Genomic DNA, 14375 nt, shown 5'->3' on the forward strand with positions numbered 1-14375 from the left:
ATCCGCGCCATTGTCGATCAGGAGAGCTCGGCGACGACCCTGTTGAGCACAAGCATCCCGGAAGGGGTTGCCCTCAGCCGATGGTTGCCGATGCGCTCGACAAGCCCGAGATCGATGAGGAAGGCTTCGCGCTCTGTGTCGAGCGGCTTGCCGGCAAGCGCCGACCAGCGGGCGATGTCCACGCCCTCGACCACGCGCAAACCCATCAGCAACAATTCGTCGGCCTGTTCTTCCGGCGCGAGATCCGTCTGTTCGGCGATGCCGTTGCCGGCTGCTTCCACCATCGATAGCCAGGTTTCGGGATGCCGCTCGGCTGCGGTCGCGATCTTGCCGCCGCCCGCCGCGAGCCTGCCATGGGCGCCCGGACCGATGCCTGCATAATCGCCGTAGCGCCAATAGGTCAGGTTGTGCCGGCTTTCGGCACCCGGCCGGGCATGGTTCGATACCTCATAGGCAGGCAGTCCGCGCTCTGCGGTCACGGCCTGGGTTATCTCGTAGAGTTCAGCCGCCACATCCTCGTCCGGAACGGTCAGCTTTCCGGCCTTGTGCAGCGCGTAAAACGGCGTGCCTTCCTCGATCGTGAGCTGGTAGAGCGACAGATGATCGGCGGCCAGATCGATGGCGCGGTTGAGCTCGGCGTCCCATTCCGCAGCGGTCTGGCCGGGACGGGCATAGATCAGATCGAAGGACATGCGCGGGAAAATTTCGCGTGCAAGCCTGATCGCGCCCAGCGCCTGTTCGACATTGTGGAGCCTGCCCAGAAAGCGCAATTGCCGGTCGTCGAGCGCCTGAACGCCCATGGAGACACGGTTGACGCCTACGGCGCGGTAGCCGCGAAACCGTGTCGCCTCAACGCTTGAAGGATTGGCCTCCAGCGTCACCTCGATGCCGTCCGGAACATGCCATGCGCCTGCCACTGCATCGAGAATGCCGCCGAGCGTTTCGGGCGCCATCAACGAGGGCGTGCCGCCGCCGATGAAGATGCTGGTCACGCTCCGCGGACCGGAAAGGGCGCGCATATGCGCGATCTCACGCGCAAACGCTGCCTGGAATCGCTGCTGGTCGACCGGCTGGTGGCGGACATGGCTGTTGAAGTCGCAATAGGGGCATTTGGCCGCGCAGAACGGCCAGTGCAGATAGACGCCGAAGCCGGGTTCACCGTCGTCGCGTCTCGGGGCCATCGCGTCCGTCAGCGGTCGAGCCCCTTCTCGACAAACAGCTTGAAGGCGCGGGCGCGGTGAGACAGCGCGCCGCCATCTTCCGGGCGACCTTCATTCTTTTCCTGCGTTTCCATCTCGCCGAAGGTGCGGCCATAATCTTCCGGCATGAACACCGGGTCATAGCCGTGGCCCTTGTCGCCGCGCGGCGGCCAGACCAGCGTGCCCTCGACCTCGCCGCGGAACGTCTCGGTATGGCCATCGGGCCAGGCAAGGCAGATGACGGAGACGAAGCGGGCGGTGCGATCCTTCGGATCGGTCGCGCCCTTTTCCGCGAGCGCCTTTTCGACCTTTTCCATAGCCATCATGAAATCGCGGCTGCCATCCGGCTTTTCCGCCCAGTCGGCGGTGTAGACGCCCGGCGCGCCGTCCAGCGCATCGACAACGATGCCGGAATCGTCCGCCAGAGCGGGCAGTCCGGACTGTTTCGCCGATGCGAGCGCCTTGATGGCTGCGTTTTCCTCGAACGTCGTTCCGGTCTCTTCCGGCACGTCGAAATCCAGCTCCTTCGCCGATTTCGCCGAAAAGCCGAACGGCCCGATGAGCTCGGCAATCTCCGAAATCTTGCCGGCATTGTGGCTGGCGACGACGATGGTCTTGGTGTCAAGTTTGCGCATGTGAGGTCCTGATGGTCGCTATCGTTCTTGTGTCAGCCGCTGAAACCCCCATTCGATCTTTCCCTCAGGGGCGTGATCGATGGGAGCAAATCGCTCGGCGCTAAAGCCCCCAGAGCTTGCCTTCCGCGAACTCGATGCTGTTGCCGGCAGGGTCGCGGATATAGATCGAGCGGGCCTCGCTCGGCCAGCGAAAGTCAGCCTCGATCGCGATGCCGTGTGCCGAAAGGCGCTCTGCCATGGCCGCAAGATCGTCACCGGCCAGCCGGAAGCAGGCATGTCCCGGTCCGCGGGTCCCATGGGTTGGCACAGGAAGCGCGCCGTCAGGCGCAGGCTTCCCGGTCTCGTCCGGATTGAAGATCAGCAGCACGCCATTGCCGCAGCGCAGGAAGATATGCCTGTTTCCGGAGCGGCTGATGATCTCAAGCCCGAGGACGCCGTTGTAGAAAGCCTCGGCCGCATCGAGGTCATCGACGTAGAGCGCGGTTTCGAGAACGGCGGCGATCGGGCCCGACATCGGCTCAGGCCTCCCCGACGGTCTTCTTCTGCAGTTCCACAAGCTCGGCAATGCCGTTGCGGGCGAGATCCATCAGCGTGAGGAATTCGTCCTGGCTGAACGGCTTGCCTTCGGCCGTGCCCTGGATTTCGACGATGCCGCCAGTGCCGGTCATGACGAAGTTGGCGTCGGTCTCGGCGGACGAATCTTCCAGATAATCGAGGTCGATGACCGGCTGAGCGGCGAAGATGCCGCAGGAGATCGCCGCAACATGATCCTTCAGGACCTTGCCGGGCTTTACCATGTTGCGGGCTTCCATCCACTTCAGGCAGTCGTGGAGCGCAATCCAGGCGCCGGTGATGGAGGCGGTGCGGGTGCCGCCATCGGCCTGGATCACATCGCAGTCGACGCTGATCTGGCGTTCGCCGAGCGCTTCGAGATCGACGACGGCGCGCAGCGAGCGGCCGATCAGGCGCTGGATCTCGAGCGTGCGGCCGCCCTGCTTGCCGGCAGAGGCCTCGCGGCGCATGCGCTCGCCCGTGGCGCGCGGCAGCATGCCGTATTCCGCCGTCACCCAGCCCTTGCCGCCATTGCGCAGCCATGGCGGGACGCGTTCTTCGAGCGACGCCGTGCACAGCACGTGGGTATCACCGAACTTCACCAGGCAGGAGCCTTCGGCGTGCTTGGAATAGCCGCGTTCGAACGAAACGTTGCGCATCTGGTTGAGTTGTCTGCCTGATGGCCGCATGGCTTTTTCCTTCCGGTTGCTTTTGGCCGCGTTCTACGAGGATGCGCCCGGTTTTGCAAAGAAAAACGGTGGATGACGATCGCTCAATTGCGTGGCAGCGGCTTCGCACTATATTAAGATCATAGCGTGTTCACCTCCCGGCAAAAGAGCGTATGACCTCAGACCGCAGACAAAAAAACGATACGTCCGGCATCTCGCTCGATGACCGTTCGCGCGAGGTTTTCCGGCGCATTGTCGAAACCTATCTGGAAAGCGGCGAGCCGCTCGGCTCGCGCAATCTGTCGCGGCTTCTGCCGATGTCGCTGTCGCCGGCCTCCGTGCGCAATGTGATGAGCGATCTGGAAGAGCTGGGCCTGATTTACGCGCCCCATATCAGCGCCGGCCGTTTGCCCACCGAAAGCGGTCTGCGCTTCTTCGTCGATGCCTATATGCAGATCGGCGACCTTGCCGAGGGCGAGCGGGCCGAGATCGAGCGGCAGATCGGCGGCATCGGTCGCGGCCAGCCGGTCGAAACGCTGCTCGACGAGGCAAGCCAGATGCTCTCCGGCATGTCGCGGGGCGCAGGCCTGGTGATGACGTCGAAGAGCGACACCGTGCTGAAGCATGTCGAGTTCATCCGGCTGGAGCCGACCAAGGCGCTGGCAGTGCTCGTCGGCGACCATAACCAGGTCGAAAACCGGATCATCGATCTGCCGGCAGGCACGACATCCTCGCAACTGACGGCAGCGGCGAATTTCCTGAACGCCCATCTCAACGGCCAGACGCTGCCGGAGCTCAAATCGGTGCTGACACGGTTGAAGGACCGTGTCCGCCGCGAGCTTGACCAGCTCTCGCAGGATCTTGTCGGGCGCGGGCTTGCGGTGTGGTCGGGCAGCAGCGAGGAGGGCAATCCCGGGCGTCTCATCGTGCGCGGGCGCGCCAATCTGCTGGAGGGGGTCGCCGACGCGGCCGATATAGACCGGCTCAGGATGCTGTTTGACGATCTGGAAAAGAAGGACAGCCTGATCGAGCTGATCAGCCTTGCCGAAAACGGTTCTGGCGTGCGGATCTTCATCGGCTCGGAGAACAAGCTGTTCTCGCTTTCGGGTTCCTCGCTGGTCGTCGCGCCCTACCGGGACAGCGACAATCAGGTCGTCGGCGCCGTCGGCGTGATCGGCCCGACGCGGCTCAACTACGCCAAGGTCGTGCCGATGGTCGATTATACCGCCCATCTGCTTTCGCGGCTTTCGGGCGCGCGCTGACATCAGCCCTTGATTTTTCGATGCTTAACCTCGATATCGGGGCCACTCACAAACGGAATTCAATCTGCGGAGACGTCATGACCGACGAGACCAAGAAAAACGGAACTGACGAAAACATCAATGAAACGGTACTCGATCTCCAGGCCGAGATGGATGCCGCCGTCGCCGAGGATATCGCCGAGGAAGCTGCAGCCGAGCCCGATCCGCTGGACATCCTCAAGGCCGAGAACGAGAAGCAGCGCGATCAGCTTCTGCGCCTTGCGGCCGAAATGGAAAACCTGCGCCGCCGCACCGCGCGCGACGTGAAGGATGCCAAGGCCTATGCCGTGACAGCCTTTGCCCGCGACATGCTGAGCGTGTCCGACAATCTGCGCCGTGCGCTCGATGCCATTCCGGAAGACAAGCGGACCGAGGAGATCAAGGGCTTCATCGAAGGCGTCGAAATGACCGAGCGTTCGATGCTGACCGGGCTTGAGCGCCACGGCGTCAAGAAGATCGAGGCCGAGGGCCAGCGTTTCGACCCGAACATCCATCAGGCGATGTTCGAAATCCCGAACCCGGAAATCCCGTCCAACACGGTGGTCCAGGTCGTCCAGTCCGGCTACATGATCGGCGAGCGCGTGCTGCGCCCGGCCATGGTTGGTGTATCCAAGGGCGGTCCCAAGGCGGAACAGCCAGCCGACGCCGAAAAGCCCGAATAATACCTGCGAACGCCGGTAGCCGTTCCAGATAACCGAACCCCGCAGAAGGCTGCGGGGTTTTTCTGTGCGACACGCGTTCAGAACGCTTCGCCAAGATGCTCGCGCATCCATTGTGCCTCTTCGGTCGCGCTGCGGCCGAAATGGCGACGGAATTCGCGGCTGAACTGGGCTGCGCTGGCGTAGCCCACCGCGGTGGCAATGGCGGAGACCGGACCCTTCCTGCGCGCAAGCATCAAACGTGCCTCGTGCAACCTCAAGGATTTGACGTATTGGATCGGCGTGCTGCCGGTGAGCGCCCTGAAATGGGCGTGGTAGGACGCAACGCTCATGCCGGCTGCCGCTGCGAGCTCCGGTACGGACAGCGGGGCGGCGTAGTCGGCGCGGATGGAAACGAGGCTGCGCACGATTTTCCCGGCCGGCCCGCGCTGGACAAGCGCTGCGACCATGCTGCCGCCCTGCGGTCCGGTCAGGATGCGGTAGTGCAATTCCCGCAACAGCGCCTCCCCAAGAATTGCGGTCTCGATCGGATCGCATAGCGCCCGAAGAAGGCGCCGCAGCAGGTCCTCGATTTCCGGCGCCATCCGGCTGGAGACAAGGCTTCTGGCCGGCTCCGCTCCCGCCCTGATGCCATGAGCCTCCAGCTCCATCGCGATTGCTGCTGCAAGATGCAAGTCGAAATCAAGATAGATGGCGAGAAGCGGTGCTTCTGGCGTTGCCTGAGAGGCCATCCTGAAGGGTACAGGCACGGCCACGGTCAGATAATGATCGGCATCGTAGCGATAGACATTCCCATCGAGAAAACCCTGCTTGGCGCCCTGCAGCACGAAAACCGCGCCCGGACGGTACAACACCGGCACATCCTCGAGGATCGTGTCGGAGCGGAGTATGCGAACCGATGGCAGAGCCGTGGCGTTGTAACCCGGCTGCGAGGCGAGCCGTGCGGCAAGCGCCGTGATAGATGCTTTATCCGGTCGGTTTGTAGGATCAGGCAATTCATTCATAGAAATCGCTCTGTTTCATGCTCTGTGTTGAGACTATCTGCCAATACGTTGTCCAATCAACTCAGGAGGCAGTCATGTCCACCTTTTTCATCACCGGCGCAAATTCCGGTTTCGGGCTTGCGATCGCCGAGGCGGCGATCGACGCCGGCCACAGGGTCATCGGTACGGTGCGCAGCGAGGCAGCCCGCGGCACCCTTGTCGAGCGGCTGCCGCAGGCGCATGCGGTTTTTTGCGATGTCACCGAATTCGGACGGATTGACGACGTCGTCGGCGACGCGGAGGAGGCGCATGGCCCGGTCGATGTGCTGATCAATAATGCCGGCTATGGTCACGAGGGCGTGCTCGAGGAATCCTCTTTGGACGAGATGCGGCGCCAGTTTGACGTCAACGTCTTTGGCGCCGTGGCTGTTGCGAAAGCGTTCCTGCCCCGCTTCCGCAAGCGCCGCGCCGGCTTCATCGTCAATGTGACCTCGATGGGCGGGCTCATCACCATGCCGGGCATAGCCTATTACTGCGGCAGCAAATTCGCATTGCAGGGCATTTCGGAGGTCATGCGCGCAGAGATGGCCCCGTTCGGCGTCCATGTCACCGCGCTTTGCCCCGGCTCGTTCCGCACCGACTGGGCCGGTCGGTCGATGGTCCGGACCGAGCGTTCGATTGCCGATTATGACGCACTGTTCGACCCTGTCCGCGCGGCGCGGCAGGAGCGAAGTGGTCGTCAGCCCGGAGACCCCGTTAAGCTGGCAAAGGCAGTTCTTGTGCTTGTCGGCTCTGACAATCCGCCGCCACAGCTTCTGATGGGCAGTGATGCGCTCGGGCTGGTGCGGGGAAGGCTGAGCGCGATGGAGGCCGAATTGACGGAGTGGGAAACGCTCACCCGTTCGACTGACGGCTGAGCTGACTGCAGCACGCGACGGCGTTCTCAGGCCGCCGACGTGTCGGGGTCAGAATTCAAGAACGCGTAAATCGCGCTGCCGGTCTCGGAGGCGCGCAGCTTGCGGGTGAGTTCCGGATCGCGCAGCAGACGGGCGACGCGGGACAATGCCTTCAGGTGATCGGCACCCGCGCCTTCTGGGGCGAGCAGCAGAAAGGCGAGATCGACGGGCTGATCGTCGAGCGCGTCGAAATTGACGGGATGCTGGAGCCGCGCGAAGACGCCCGCGATCCGGTCCAGTTTTGCAAGCTTGCCATGCGGAATCGCGATGCCGTTGCCCACGCCGGTCGAGCCGAGGCGCTCGCGCTGCAGGACGACGTCGAAAATCTCACGCTCCGGAATACCGGTCACGGCTTCTGCCCGGGCGGCGAGTTCCTGCAGCAATTGCTTCTTGGAATTGGCCTTGAGGGCGGGAATGATCGCTTCCTGTTTCAGCAGGTCGTCGAGTGCCATGTCCTGGTATCCTGGCGTGAAGCGGACGCCTTGCGGCGCCCGCCGGTTTAGGTTCAGCCCTGAATGCCGGCTGTGTCGATCCAGCCGATATTGCCATCCGGGCGGCGGTAAACGATGTTCAGCGTCTTGTTGTCCGGGTTGCGGAACAACATCAGCGGCTTGTCGGTCATGTCGAGCGCCATCACGGCGGTGGCGACAGCCATGGTGCGTACTTCGGCCTTGGCTTCCGCAACGATCGCCGGTGCGTAATCCTCCGCCACTTCGGCATCATCTTCGGCCGGCGTGTCCATCACCGAATAGGCGAATTCGGCGGATGACGCATGGCCGTTGTGGTGATCCTTCAGCTTGCGCTTGTAGCGACGCAGACGCTTGGCGATCCGCTCGAACGCAGCCTCGAAGGCTGCCTGAGGGTCATGAGCCTTGCCGGCTGCATGAAGAACTGCGCCGCTGTCGAGGTGGACCTTGCAATCTGCTTCGAAGCCACCACCGGCCTTTTCCACCGTTACCTGGCTGGAATAGCCGCCGTCGAAATATTTCGTGACGGCTTCCTCGATCTGATCTTCGATCTTTTCGCGGAAAGCCTCGCCGACTTCCATCTGCTTGCCCGAGACGCGAACACTCATGGTTCTTCCCTTCTTCTTGTGTTTGCACGCGCCAGTGTAGGCCAAGCCTCGGTCTCCTCCAAGAGCCTCCGCTCATCGGCCCGACCGGGCGTGCGATGACAACTGGTCATCACCATCTATTTGGGCTTTTTTCAGCCGTTTGCCAGCGGGAAAATCGTAAATTCGTACCGCGTTTTTCGTGTCGTCAGTCACTCGGGCTTTGCCGCAAGGGCTTCGACATAGCGTCGGTCAGCTGTTTCGGTTCAGGTTCGCACCCCTTTGCGGCGGATGCTCTAACGTTCATGGTGATGGAAGTCAATGCGGCTCATGGCGCGGAAAGCCTCAGCCGGCTGCGACCTTCGCATAAGCCCGTTTCTCCCGCCGCCTCTGGACGGAGGAGGGGATGTTCATCGCCTCGCGGTATTTGGCGACCGTGCGGCGGGCAAGGGCAATGCCGTCATCCTTCAACGCCTGCACGATATCGTCGTCCGACAGCACGGCTTCGCAGGTTTCGCCATCGATCAGCCGCCGGATGCGGTGACGGACGGATTCTGCGGAATGGCCGGCCTCTTCCTCGTTGGCGCCGGCGATGGAGACGGTGAAGAAGTAGCGCAATTCGAACAGGCCGCGCGGCGTCAGGATGAACTTGTTCGATGTCACGCGGCTGACGGTCGATTCGTGCATCTTGATGGCGTCGGCGACCGTCTTGAGGTTGAGCGGGCGCAGATGGTCTACGCCGTGGCGCAGGAAGCCATCCTGCAGCCGCACGATCTCGCTTGCGACCTTCATGATCGTGCGCGCCCGCTGATCGAGGCTGCGGGTCAGCCAGCTTGCGTTCTGCAGGCAGGTGTTGAGAAAGGTGCGGTCTGCCTCCGACATGCCGTGCGATGCCTTGACCTCTGCAAGGTAGGTGCGGTTGACGAGCACGCGGGGAAGGGTATCGCTGTTGAGCTCCACCTGCCATTCCCCGCTTGCCCGCTCGGTCACGATCACGTCGGGCAGCACCGATTCGGGCGGTTGGCTGGAAAAGGCCGCAGCCGGCTTGGGGTTCAGCCGGCGCAGTTCCTGAACCATGTCCAAGAGGTCGTCATCGTCGACGCCGCAGGCCTTTCTAAGCTTCTGGAAGTCCCGGCGCGCCACCAGGTCGAGGTTGTCCACAAGCGCCGCCATGGCCGGATCGAGACGGCCGAGCTGGCTGAGTTGCTCGCGCAGGCACTCCGACAGCGAGCACGCGAAAATGCCCGGCGGGTCAAGCGATTTGAGCGTTGCAAGCACCCGTTCGACTTCGTCTGCCGCGATGCCCGCCCGGTTTGCGATCTCCCCCGGCTCGCCCCGGAAATAGCCGGCCTCATCGAGATAGTCGATCAGGTGCCGGGCGATCGCCTGATCCCGGCCGTCGCGGAAGGTCAGGGCGATCTGGTCTGTCAGGTGGTCGCGCAGGCAGGGTCTGCTGGCGACGAATTCGTCGAGGTCCACATGATCCTCGCCGCCGCCGCCGGGCATAGATTTCCACTGGCTCATCAGTTCCGGCGCATCCGGCCGCGTCGGGCCGTCGTCGCTGAAAGCACTGTCGTAATTGCTGTCGAGGCTTTCCTTGAGGTTTTCGCCCGATCTGCTGTCTTCACGAAACCAGTCGCTCGACGGGTCCTGGCCGTCGTAATCGGCGGCCTCGGGCGCTTCCGGTTTCTCATCGGGCCGTGCATCATCGCCGCCGACTTCAAGCAGCGGGTTCTTCTCGGCTTCCTGGGCAATGAAGGCTGACAGTTCGGCGTGCGGCATCTGCAGAAGCTGAATCGACTGCATCAGTTGCGGCGTCATCACCAGAGACTGGCTCTGCCTCAAGAACAGATTGGCGCTGAGTGCCATAGAAACGCAAAACCCCCACGAAACCAATGGCCAGCTCGAAATTGGCCAGATCAGTGGCGAAGATTGGCATAAAAATTGCTTGCTGATCAAGCTTTAATCAGCGGGCGCAATCCGTCTGGTTCGGGTGGGTCTTCAGAGGCTGAAATTGTCACCAAGATAGAGCCGCCGCACATCGCTGTTGGCGACGATTTCCGAGGCCTTGCCGTGGGTCAGGACCTCGCCGGCATGAATGATGTAGGCGCGGTCGATCATGCCCAGCGTTTCGCGGACGTTGTGGTCGGTGATCAGGACGCCGATGCCGCGCTGGGTGAGGTGGCGGATCAGGCCCTGGATATCCGACACCGAAATCGGGTCGACGCCGGCGAAGGGTTCGTCGAGAAGCATGAAGGCCGGGTCGGTTGCAAGCGCACGGGCAATTTCCAGGCGGCGCCGTTCCCCGCCGGAAAGGGCAACCGCCGGAGATTTCCGGAGCCTTGCAATGCCGAACTCTTCCATCAACTGCTCGAGCTTGTCCTCGCGCTCCTGCTTTTTAAGCGGCGTCAGCTCCAGCACGGCGCGAATGTTGTTTTCGACGGTCAGGCCGCGGAAGATCGAGGCTTCCTGCGGCAGGTAGCCGACGCCAAGGCGCGCACGGCGATACATCGGCAGACCGGTGACATCGCGACCATGAAGCGCAATCCGGCCCTCGTCGACGGGCACCAGTCCCGTGATCATGTAGAAACAGGTGGTCTTGCCCGCGCCGTTCGGACCGAGAAGGCCGACGGCCTCGCCGCGGCGCACGACGAGAGAGACGCCATTGACCACGCGGCGCGTGCGGTAGGACTTCGTCAGCCCCTCCGCAATCAGCGTGCCCTCGTAATCGACAGCACGGCGCGTTGAGCCGTTTGCGCCGTGAGCAGCATTCGGCTGAGCGGCGGTCGGTTCAGCCGGTCGCCCCGGTGCATTTCTGGTCGTGGTCACATGCGCCCCCGGTAATCAGTTGCCGGGCCGCGACTGCGGGTTGAGGCGAACCTGAACGCGCTTGCCGCAGGCATCGAGCTTGGCCTGGCTGGTTGCCATGTTGACCGTCAGCTTGCAGCCCACGAAAACATTGCCGTTTTCCTGCAGGACGACTTCCTTGCCCTCCAGAACGAAGAGCTGTGTCGGTATGTCGAAATGACCCGTGTCGCCGGTGGCGGACTGGGTATCGGTATCAAGGCGGACGCCGCCGTAAAGATCGATCCGGTCGATATCGCCCTGGCCGGAGGCGATCCCCGTGGAGCCGCCTTCGTAGCGCACCGTCATCTTGGAGGAACGCACCTTGTTCACGCCCTGCACGGCAACGACATTGCCGGAGAATGTGATCAGCTTGGTGGCGTCGTCGACCTCGAATTCATCGGCATCGATGTCGATCGGCTGGTCGCCCGCGATCTGGAAACCGGTGGTCTCCGTGTTTTGAGCGAACGCCGGCGCGGCCACCAGAAGGGAGGCCAGTACGGCAGCAGCCGGGATCATGGCGGTTGTGAGTTTCAAAGTCGGAAGCTCCATCAATACCTCACTGGTCGCCCTTGCCGAGCGCTGTAGGAGAAAGTGTAACATGGACACCGCCCCCGAACCGAATCTTCTGTCCGTTATCGGTGATATTCACATTGCGGGCAACCACCGACGCCTGCGGCGCTGTCACCGTCACAGGATCGTCGCTCTTCAGCGTGCCGCCCTGGATGTCGATCGCAGCAGAGTTGAATTCCGCATGCATGCCATTTGACAGCTTGATGGTGAACGGCTCGTTAATGTTGAGCTGTTCCGTCGCCCGGTCATAGAGCGTGCTTGCGGCATTGATCACGGCCGTCACCGAATCTTCAACCGGCACCTTCGCAACCACGTCTTCCATCAGCACCGAGCTGTCGTCGGGGTTGGCGGCCGGCAGAAGCGCGCGCGAGGCCTTCAGGGAATAGGGCACTCCGTCGCGATTGCGGCCGGTCATGCCGGGATTGGTCATCACGATCATGCCGTCTTCGATCGTTGCGGCGCTGAGCGAGACATTGGCAGGCATCAGGGATTGCACGAAGGCGGCGGCAATCAGCGCCAGCGAGATGATCACTGCCGCCAGCGGCAGGAATATTTTCAGGCGCCGCACGGAACGCGAATGCTTGGCCGCCCTCAGGAAGCCTTCATCAATCGCCGACCGATGTGCTGCTTGTGTGATGCTCATGCCATGCCGTTTCGGTGTCTTGACGCCTTCCGCGCCGATGATGTCACGCGTTCATCGCAAACGTCACGGATATTATGTTTCGCGAAAGAGAACAAGGTTGTTCGCAAGTAGGCACGCCTGCCCTCATTGGCAAGCGTGAATGTCGGGGTATTGGTGGCCAAGGCCGCTCTGCACTGCAAAAAAAACACCCCTTGCGATCATCGCCGCGCACAAACCCGCAATTTCACGGGCTCTTATGCCTTCGCATACTTGAAATCGAGGCTTGCTATACCGTAAACAGGTCAGGTTTGAGGCATTCCCTAGCGAAAAATCGGGGGGCGGGGCTGCTTCGAACCAGCGGCTGCGGTCCGGCTCGATCACGAAGTCGATTGGCCGCAGGTCGGACTTGTTGACGGGCCATGGTCTGTCGGGCAGACTAATTGGCAATGAAAATCATAGATTTGAGGGGTCGAATGTGATCAAGTCGGAGCTGGTACAGATTGTTGCGGCGCGCAATCCGCATCTCTATCACCGCGATGTCGAGAATATCGTCAACGCCATTCTCGATGAAATCGCCGATGCTCTGGCTGCGGGCAACCGTGTCGAGCTGCGCGGCTTCGGCGCCTTTTCGGTGAAAAACCGGCCATCGCGTTCGGGCCGGAATCCGCGCACGGGTGATACCGTGTTCGTCGAGGAGAAGTGGGTTCCGTTCTTCAAGACCGGCAAGGAATTGCGTGAACGCCTGAATCCCGACCAGAAAGACGACGACTGAGCGGCGGCAACAGCAACGGGCAGGGCATCATGACCAAGAAACTGATCAATATTCTCATCCTGGTTCCGATCGGCGTCGTGCTCATCGTGCTGTGCGTGGTCAATCGCGCGCCGGTTTCGATGGCGCTCAACCCCTTCGATACGGGCGACAAGGTGCTTTCGGTTTCCGCGCCCTTCTTCGTGTTCATCCTGATCGCCTTCATCCTCGGCATCGTGCTCGGTTCGCTTGCCACCTGGTTTTCCCAGCACAAGTACCGCAAAAGCGCGAAGGTAAAGAAGCGCGAAGCGGCAAAATGGCGCGCCGAGGCCGATCACCAGAAGACGCTGCCTGCCGAACTTCCGCCGACCCGGCCCCTCGACCGGCTGCCGTCCGCCTGACCCTCGTTCGACGAGACTTGCCATTTTCCCGGCAGGGCTGGTAAACCGCGTGCTTTCGACCAATCCGGGAAACAGGCTTCATGACGCCTTCAAGACAGGACAAGACACGCCGCAAACCCGGCAATGGTTCGGGCCGCGGCCAGCGCCCGGCAAAGTCCCAGCGCAACGATGCGCCGCGCCGGCATGAAGAGCCAGCCACTGAGCGCAAGAAAAGCCAGCCCGAGCCGCAATGGGTGGCGATGAAGCCTGGCGCGCGGCCTGCCGAGCGCATTCCCCATATTCTCGAATCCACCTCTGCGGACGGATTTCACCTGATCGACAGCGGTCACGGTCTGAAGCTCGAGCAATATGGAGACGTGCGGATCGTTCGTCCCGAAGCGCAGGCGCTTTGGCCGCCGCTTCTCGACGACAAGGTCTGGGCCAATGCCGATGCGGTGTTTACGGGGGACACCGATGAAGAAGGCATGGGCCGCTGGCAGTTTCCGCAGGTCGCTCTCGGCGAGACCTGGCCGCTCAGGATCATGGATATCGATTTCCTCGGCCGTTTTACCGCGTTCCGGCATGTGGGCGTGTTTCCCGAGCAGATCGCGCACTGGCAGTGGATGCGCGACGTGCTTGAGGGTGCTTCGAAACGCGGAGGAAAGCCGAAGGTCCTCAACCTGTTCGGCTATACCGGCGTCGCCTCGCTGGTGGCCGCCAGCGCCGGAGCCGAAGTCACCCATGTCGACGCCTCCAAGAAGGCGATTGGCTGGGCGCGGGAGAACCAGGCGCTTTCCGGCCTTAACGACAAGCCGATCCGCTGGATCTGCGACGATGCGATGAAGTTCATCGAGCGCGAGGAGCGGCGCGGCAATCACTATGACATCATTCTCACCGACCCGCCGAAATTCGGCCGGGGTCCGAATGGCGAGGTCTGGCAGCTGTTCGAGCATCTGCCGCGCATGCTCGATCTCTGCCGCGCGATCCTGAAGCCCGATGCCCTGGGCCTGGTGCTGACGGCCTATTCGATCCGGGCAAGCTTCTACTCGGTCCACGAGCTGATGATGGAGACCATGCGCGGTTTCGGCGGCGTGGTCGAATCGGGCGAGCTTGTCATCCGCGAGGGCGGGGTTTCCGGCACTGAGCCGGGCCGCGCGCTCTCCACATCCCTTTATGCGCGGTGGTTGCCACAATGAGTTTCGAC

General features: G+C 62.3%; 17 protein-coding genes. 6 read left to right on the plus strand and 11 right to left on the minus strand.

Translation table 11 applies throughout. The annotated features are described in order from the left end of the window. Positions 1-17: 17 nt before the first annotated feature. From hemW to rph, 4 genes are all read right to left on the minus strand, one after another. Positions 18-1181 carry a radical SAM family heme chaperone HemW gene (hemW, locus tag HPQ62_RS16700; protein ID WP_174803707.1) on the minus strand — a complete coding sequence of 388 codons (1164 nt, stop codon included), beginning with the start codon at positions 1179-1181 and terminating at the stop codon, positions 18-20. 8 nt (positions 1182-1189) lie between these two features. Next, the gene (rdgB, locus tag HPQ62_RS16705) at positions 1190-1834 is read right to left on the minus strand and encodes an RdgB/HAM1 family non-canonical purine NTP pyrophosphatase (protein WP_174803708.1); all 645 of its coding nucleotides are present in this window, start codon (positions 1832-1834) and stop codon (positions 1190-1192) included. Between the two features lie 100 nt (positions 1835-1934). After that, on the minus strand, positions 1935-2348 hold the full coding sequence (locus HPQ62_RS16710) for a VOC family protein (protein WP_174803709.1): 414 nt from the start codon (positions 2346-2348) through the stop codon (positions 1935-1937). Between the two features lie 4 nt (positions 2349-2352). Continuing rightward, positions 2353-3075 (minus strand): ribonuclease PH, encoded by a 723-nt coding sequence (gene rph / locus HPQ62_RS16715; RefSeq protein WP_174803710.1) that lies wholly within the window; start codon positions 3073-3075, stop codon positions 2353-2355. 152 nt (positions 3076-3227) lie between these two features. On the opposite strand from rph, the gene hrcA reads away from it, so the two are divergent. Further along, positions 3228-4316, plus strand: coding sequence for a heat-inducible transcriptional repressor HrcA (gene hrcA / locus HPQ62_RS16720; RefSeq protein ID WP_174803711.1), 1089 nt, complete (start codon positions 3228-3230; stop codon positions 4314-4316). Positions 4317-4393: 77 nt separating this feature from the next. After that, on the plus strand, positions 4394-5017 hold the full coding sequence (gene grpE / locus HPQ62_RS16725) for a nucleotide exchange factor GrpE (protein ID WP_174803712.1): 624 nt from the start codon (positions 4394-4396) through the stop codon (positions 5015-5017). Between the two features lie 77 nt (positions 5018-5094). Here grpE and HPQ62_RS16730 read toward each other — a convergent pair whose 3' ends face one another. Then, positions 5095-6018: an AraC family transcriptional regulator gene (locus HPQ62_RS16730; RefSeq protein ID WP_174803713.1), complete on the minus strand. Its 924-nt coding sequence runs from the start codon at positions 6016-6018 to the stop codon at positions 5095-5097. Positions 6019-6092: 74 nt separating this feature from the next. On the opposite strand from HPQ62_RS16730, the gene HPQ62_RS16735 reads away from it, so the two are divergent. Beyond that, positions 6093-6914 carry an oxidoreductase gene (locus HPQ62_RS16735; protein ID WP_174803714.1) on the plus strand — a complete coding sequence of 274 codons (822 nt, stop codon included), beginning with the start codon at positions 6093-6095 and terminating at the stop codon, positions 6912-6914. Between the two features lie 26 nt (positions 6915-6940). Here the strand turns inward: HPQ62_RS16735 and ptsN are convergent, their stop codons facing one another. From ptsN to HPQ62_RS16765, 6 genes are all read right to left on the minus strand, one after another. After that, entirely contained in the window at positions 6941-7405 is a 465-nt protein-coding gene (gene ptsN / locus HPQ62_RS16740) for a PTS IIA-like nitrogen regulatory protein PtsN (protein ID WP_174803715.1), read from the minus strand. 53 nt (positions 7406-7458) lie between these two features. Further along, on the minus strand, positions 7459-8028 hold the full coding sequence (gene hpf, locus HPQ62_RS16745) for a ribosome hibernation-promoting factor, HPF/YfiA family (protein ID WP_174803716.1): 570 nt from the start codon (positions 8026-8028) through the stop codon (positions 7459-7461). 321 nt (positions 8029-8349) lie between these two features. Next, a complete protein-coding gene (rpoN, locus tag HPQ62_RS16750; protein ID WP_174803717.1) occupies positions 8350-9873 on the minus strand; it encodes an RNA polymerase factor sigma-54 in 1524 nt (507 codons plus the stop codon). A gap of 132 nt (positions 9874-10005) precedes the next feature. Continuing rightward, positions 10006-10719: an LPS export ABC transporter ATP-binding protein gene (gene lptB / locus HPQ62_RS16755; protein WP_194246375.1), complete on the minus strand. Its 714-nt coding sequence runs from the start codon at positions 10717-10719 to the stop codon at positions 10006-10008. Between the two features lie 129 nt (positions 10720-10848). After that, positions 10849-11385, minus strand: coding sequence for an LptA/OstA family protein (locus tag HPQ62_RS16760; RefSeq protein ID WP_174803719.1), 537 nt, complete (start codon positions 11383-11385; stop codon positions 10849-10851). 22 nt (positions 11386-11407) lie between these two features. Then, complete coding sequence (locus tag HPQ62_RS16765; protein ID WP_174803720.1) at positions 11408-12064, minus strand: LPS export ABC transporter periplasmic protein LptC; 657 nt, start codon at positions 12062-12064, stop codon at positions 11408-11410. A gap of 454 nt (positions 12065-12518) precedes the next feature. Between HPQ62_RS16765 and HPQ62_RS16770 the strand changes: the two genes are divergently transcribed. The 3 genes from HPQ62_RS16770 (at position 12519) to HPQ62_RS16780 (ending at position 14367) form a co-directional block, all read left to right on the plus strand. After that, positions 12519-12815 (plus strand): integration host factor subunit beta, encoded by a 297-nt coding sequence (locus HPQ62_RS16770; protein WP_138750217.1) that lies wholly within the window; start codon positions 12519-12521, stop codon positions 12813-12815. A 29-nt stretch (positions 12816-12844) separates the two neighbouring features. Continuing rightward, positions 12845-13192 (plus strand): lipopolysaccharide assembly protein LapA domain-containing protein, encoded by a 348-nt coding sequence (locus tag HPQ62_RS16775; RefSeq protein WP_174803721.1) that lies wholly within the window; start codon positions 12845-12847, stop codon positions 13190-13192. An 80-nt stretch (positions 13193-13272) separates the two neighbouring features. Then, positions 13273-14367, plus strand: coding sequence for an RsmD family RNA methyltransferase (locus HPQ62_RS16780; protein ID WP_174803722.1), 1095 nt, complete (start codon positions 13273-13275; stop codon positions 14365-14367). Positions 14368-14375 lie beyond the last annotated feature (8 nt).

Origin of the sequence: Martelella limonii, assembly GCF_013344475.1 — a bacterium.
GTDB classification, from domain to species: domain Bacteria; phylum Pseudomonadota; class Alphaproteobacteria; order Rhizobiales; family Rhizobiaceae; genus Martelella; species Martelella limonii.

Coding starts and splice junctions, on each gene's coding strand:
- hemW (WP_174803707.1), bottom strand. CDS start 1,181: ATGGCCCCGAGACGCGACGACGGTGAACCCGGCTTCGGCGTCTATCTG.
- rdgB (WP_174803708.1), bottom strand. CDS start 1,834: ATGCGCAAACTTGACACCAAGACCATCGTCGTCGCCAGCCACAATGCC.
- HPQ62_RS16710 (WP_174803709.1), bottom strand. CDS start 2,348: ATGTCGGGCCCGATCGCCGCCGTTCTCGAAACCGCGCTCTACGTCGAT.
- rph (WP_174803710.1), bottom strand. CDS start 3,075: ATGCGGCCATCAGGCAGACAACTCAACCAGATGCGCAACGTTTCGTTC.
- hrcA (WP_174803711.1), top strand. CDS start 3,228: ATGACCTCAGACCGCAGACAAAAAAACGATACGTCCGGCATCTCGCTC.
- grpE (WP_174803712.1), top strand. CDS start 4,394: ATGACCGACGAGACCAAGAAAAACGGAACTGACGAAAACATCAATGAA.
- HPQ62_RS16730 (WP_174803713.1), bottom strand. CDS start 6,018: ATGAATGAATTGCCTGATCCTACAAACCGACCGGATAAAGCATCTATC.
- HPQ62_RS16735 (WP_174803714.1), top strand. CDS start 6,093: ATGTCCACCTTTTTCATCACCGGCGCAAATTCCGGTTTCGGGCTTGCG.
- ptsN (WP_174803715.1), bottom strand. CDS start 7,405: ATGGCACTCGACGACCTGCTGAAACAGGAAGCGATCATTCCCGCCCTC.
- hpf (WP_174803716.1), bottom strand. CDS start 8,028: ATGAGTGTTCGCGTCTCGGGCAAGCAGATGGAAGTCGGCGAGGCTTTC.
- rpoN (WP_174803717.1), bottom strand. CDS start 9,873: ATGGCACTCAGCGCCAATCTGTTCTTGAGGCAGAGCCAGTCTCTGGTG.
- HPQ62_RS16765 (WP_174803720.1), bottom strand. CDS start 12,064: ATGAGCATCACACAAGCAGCACATCGGTCGGCGATTGATGAAGGCTTC.
- HPQ62_RS16775 (WP_174803721.1), top strand. CDS start 12,845: ATGACCAAGAAACTGATCAATATTCTCATCCTGGTTCCGATCGGCGTC.
- HPQ62_RS16780 (WP_174803722.1), top strand. CDS start 13,273: ATGACGCCTTCAAGACAGGACAAGACACGCCGCAAACCCGGCAATGGT.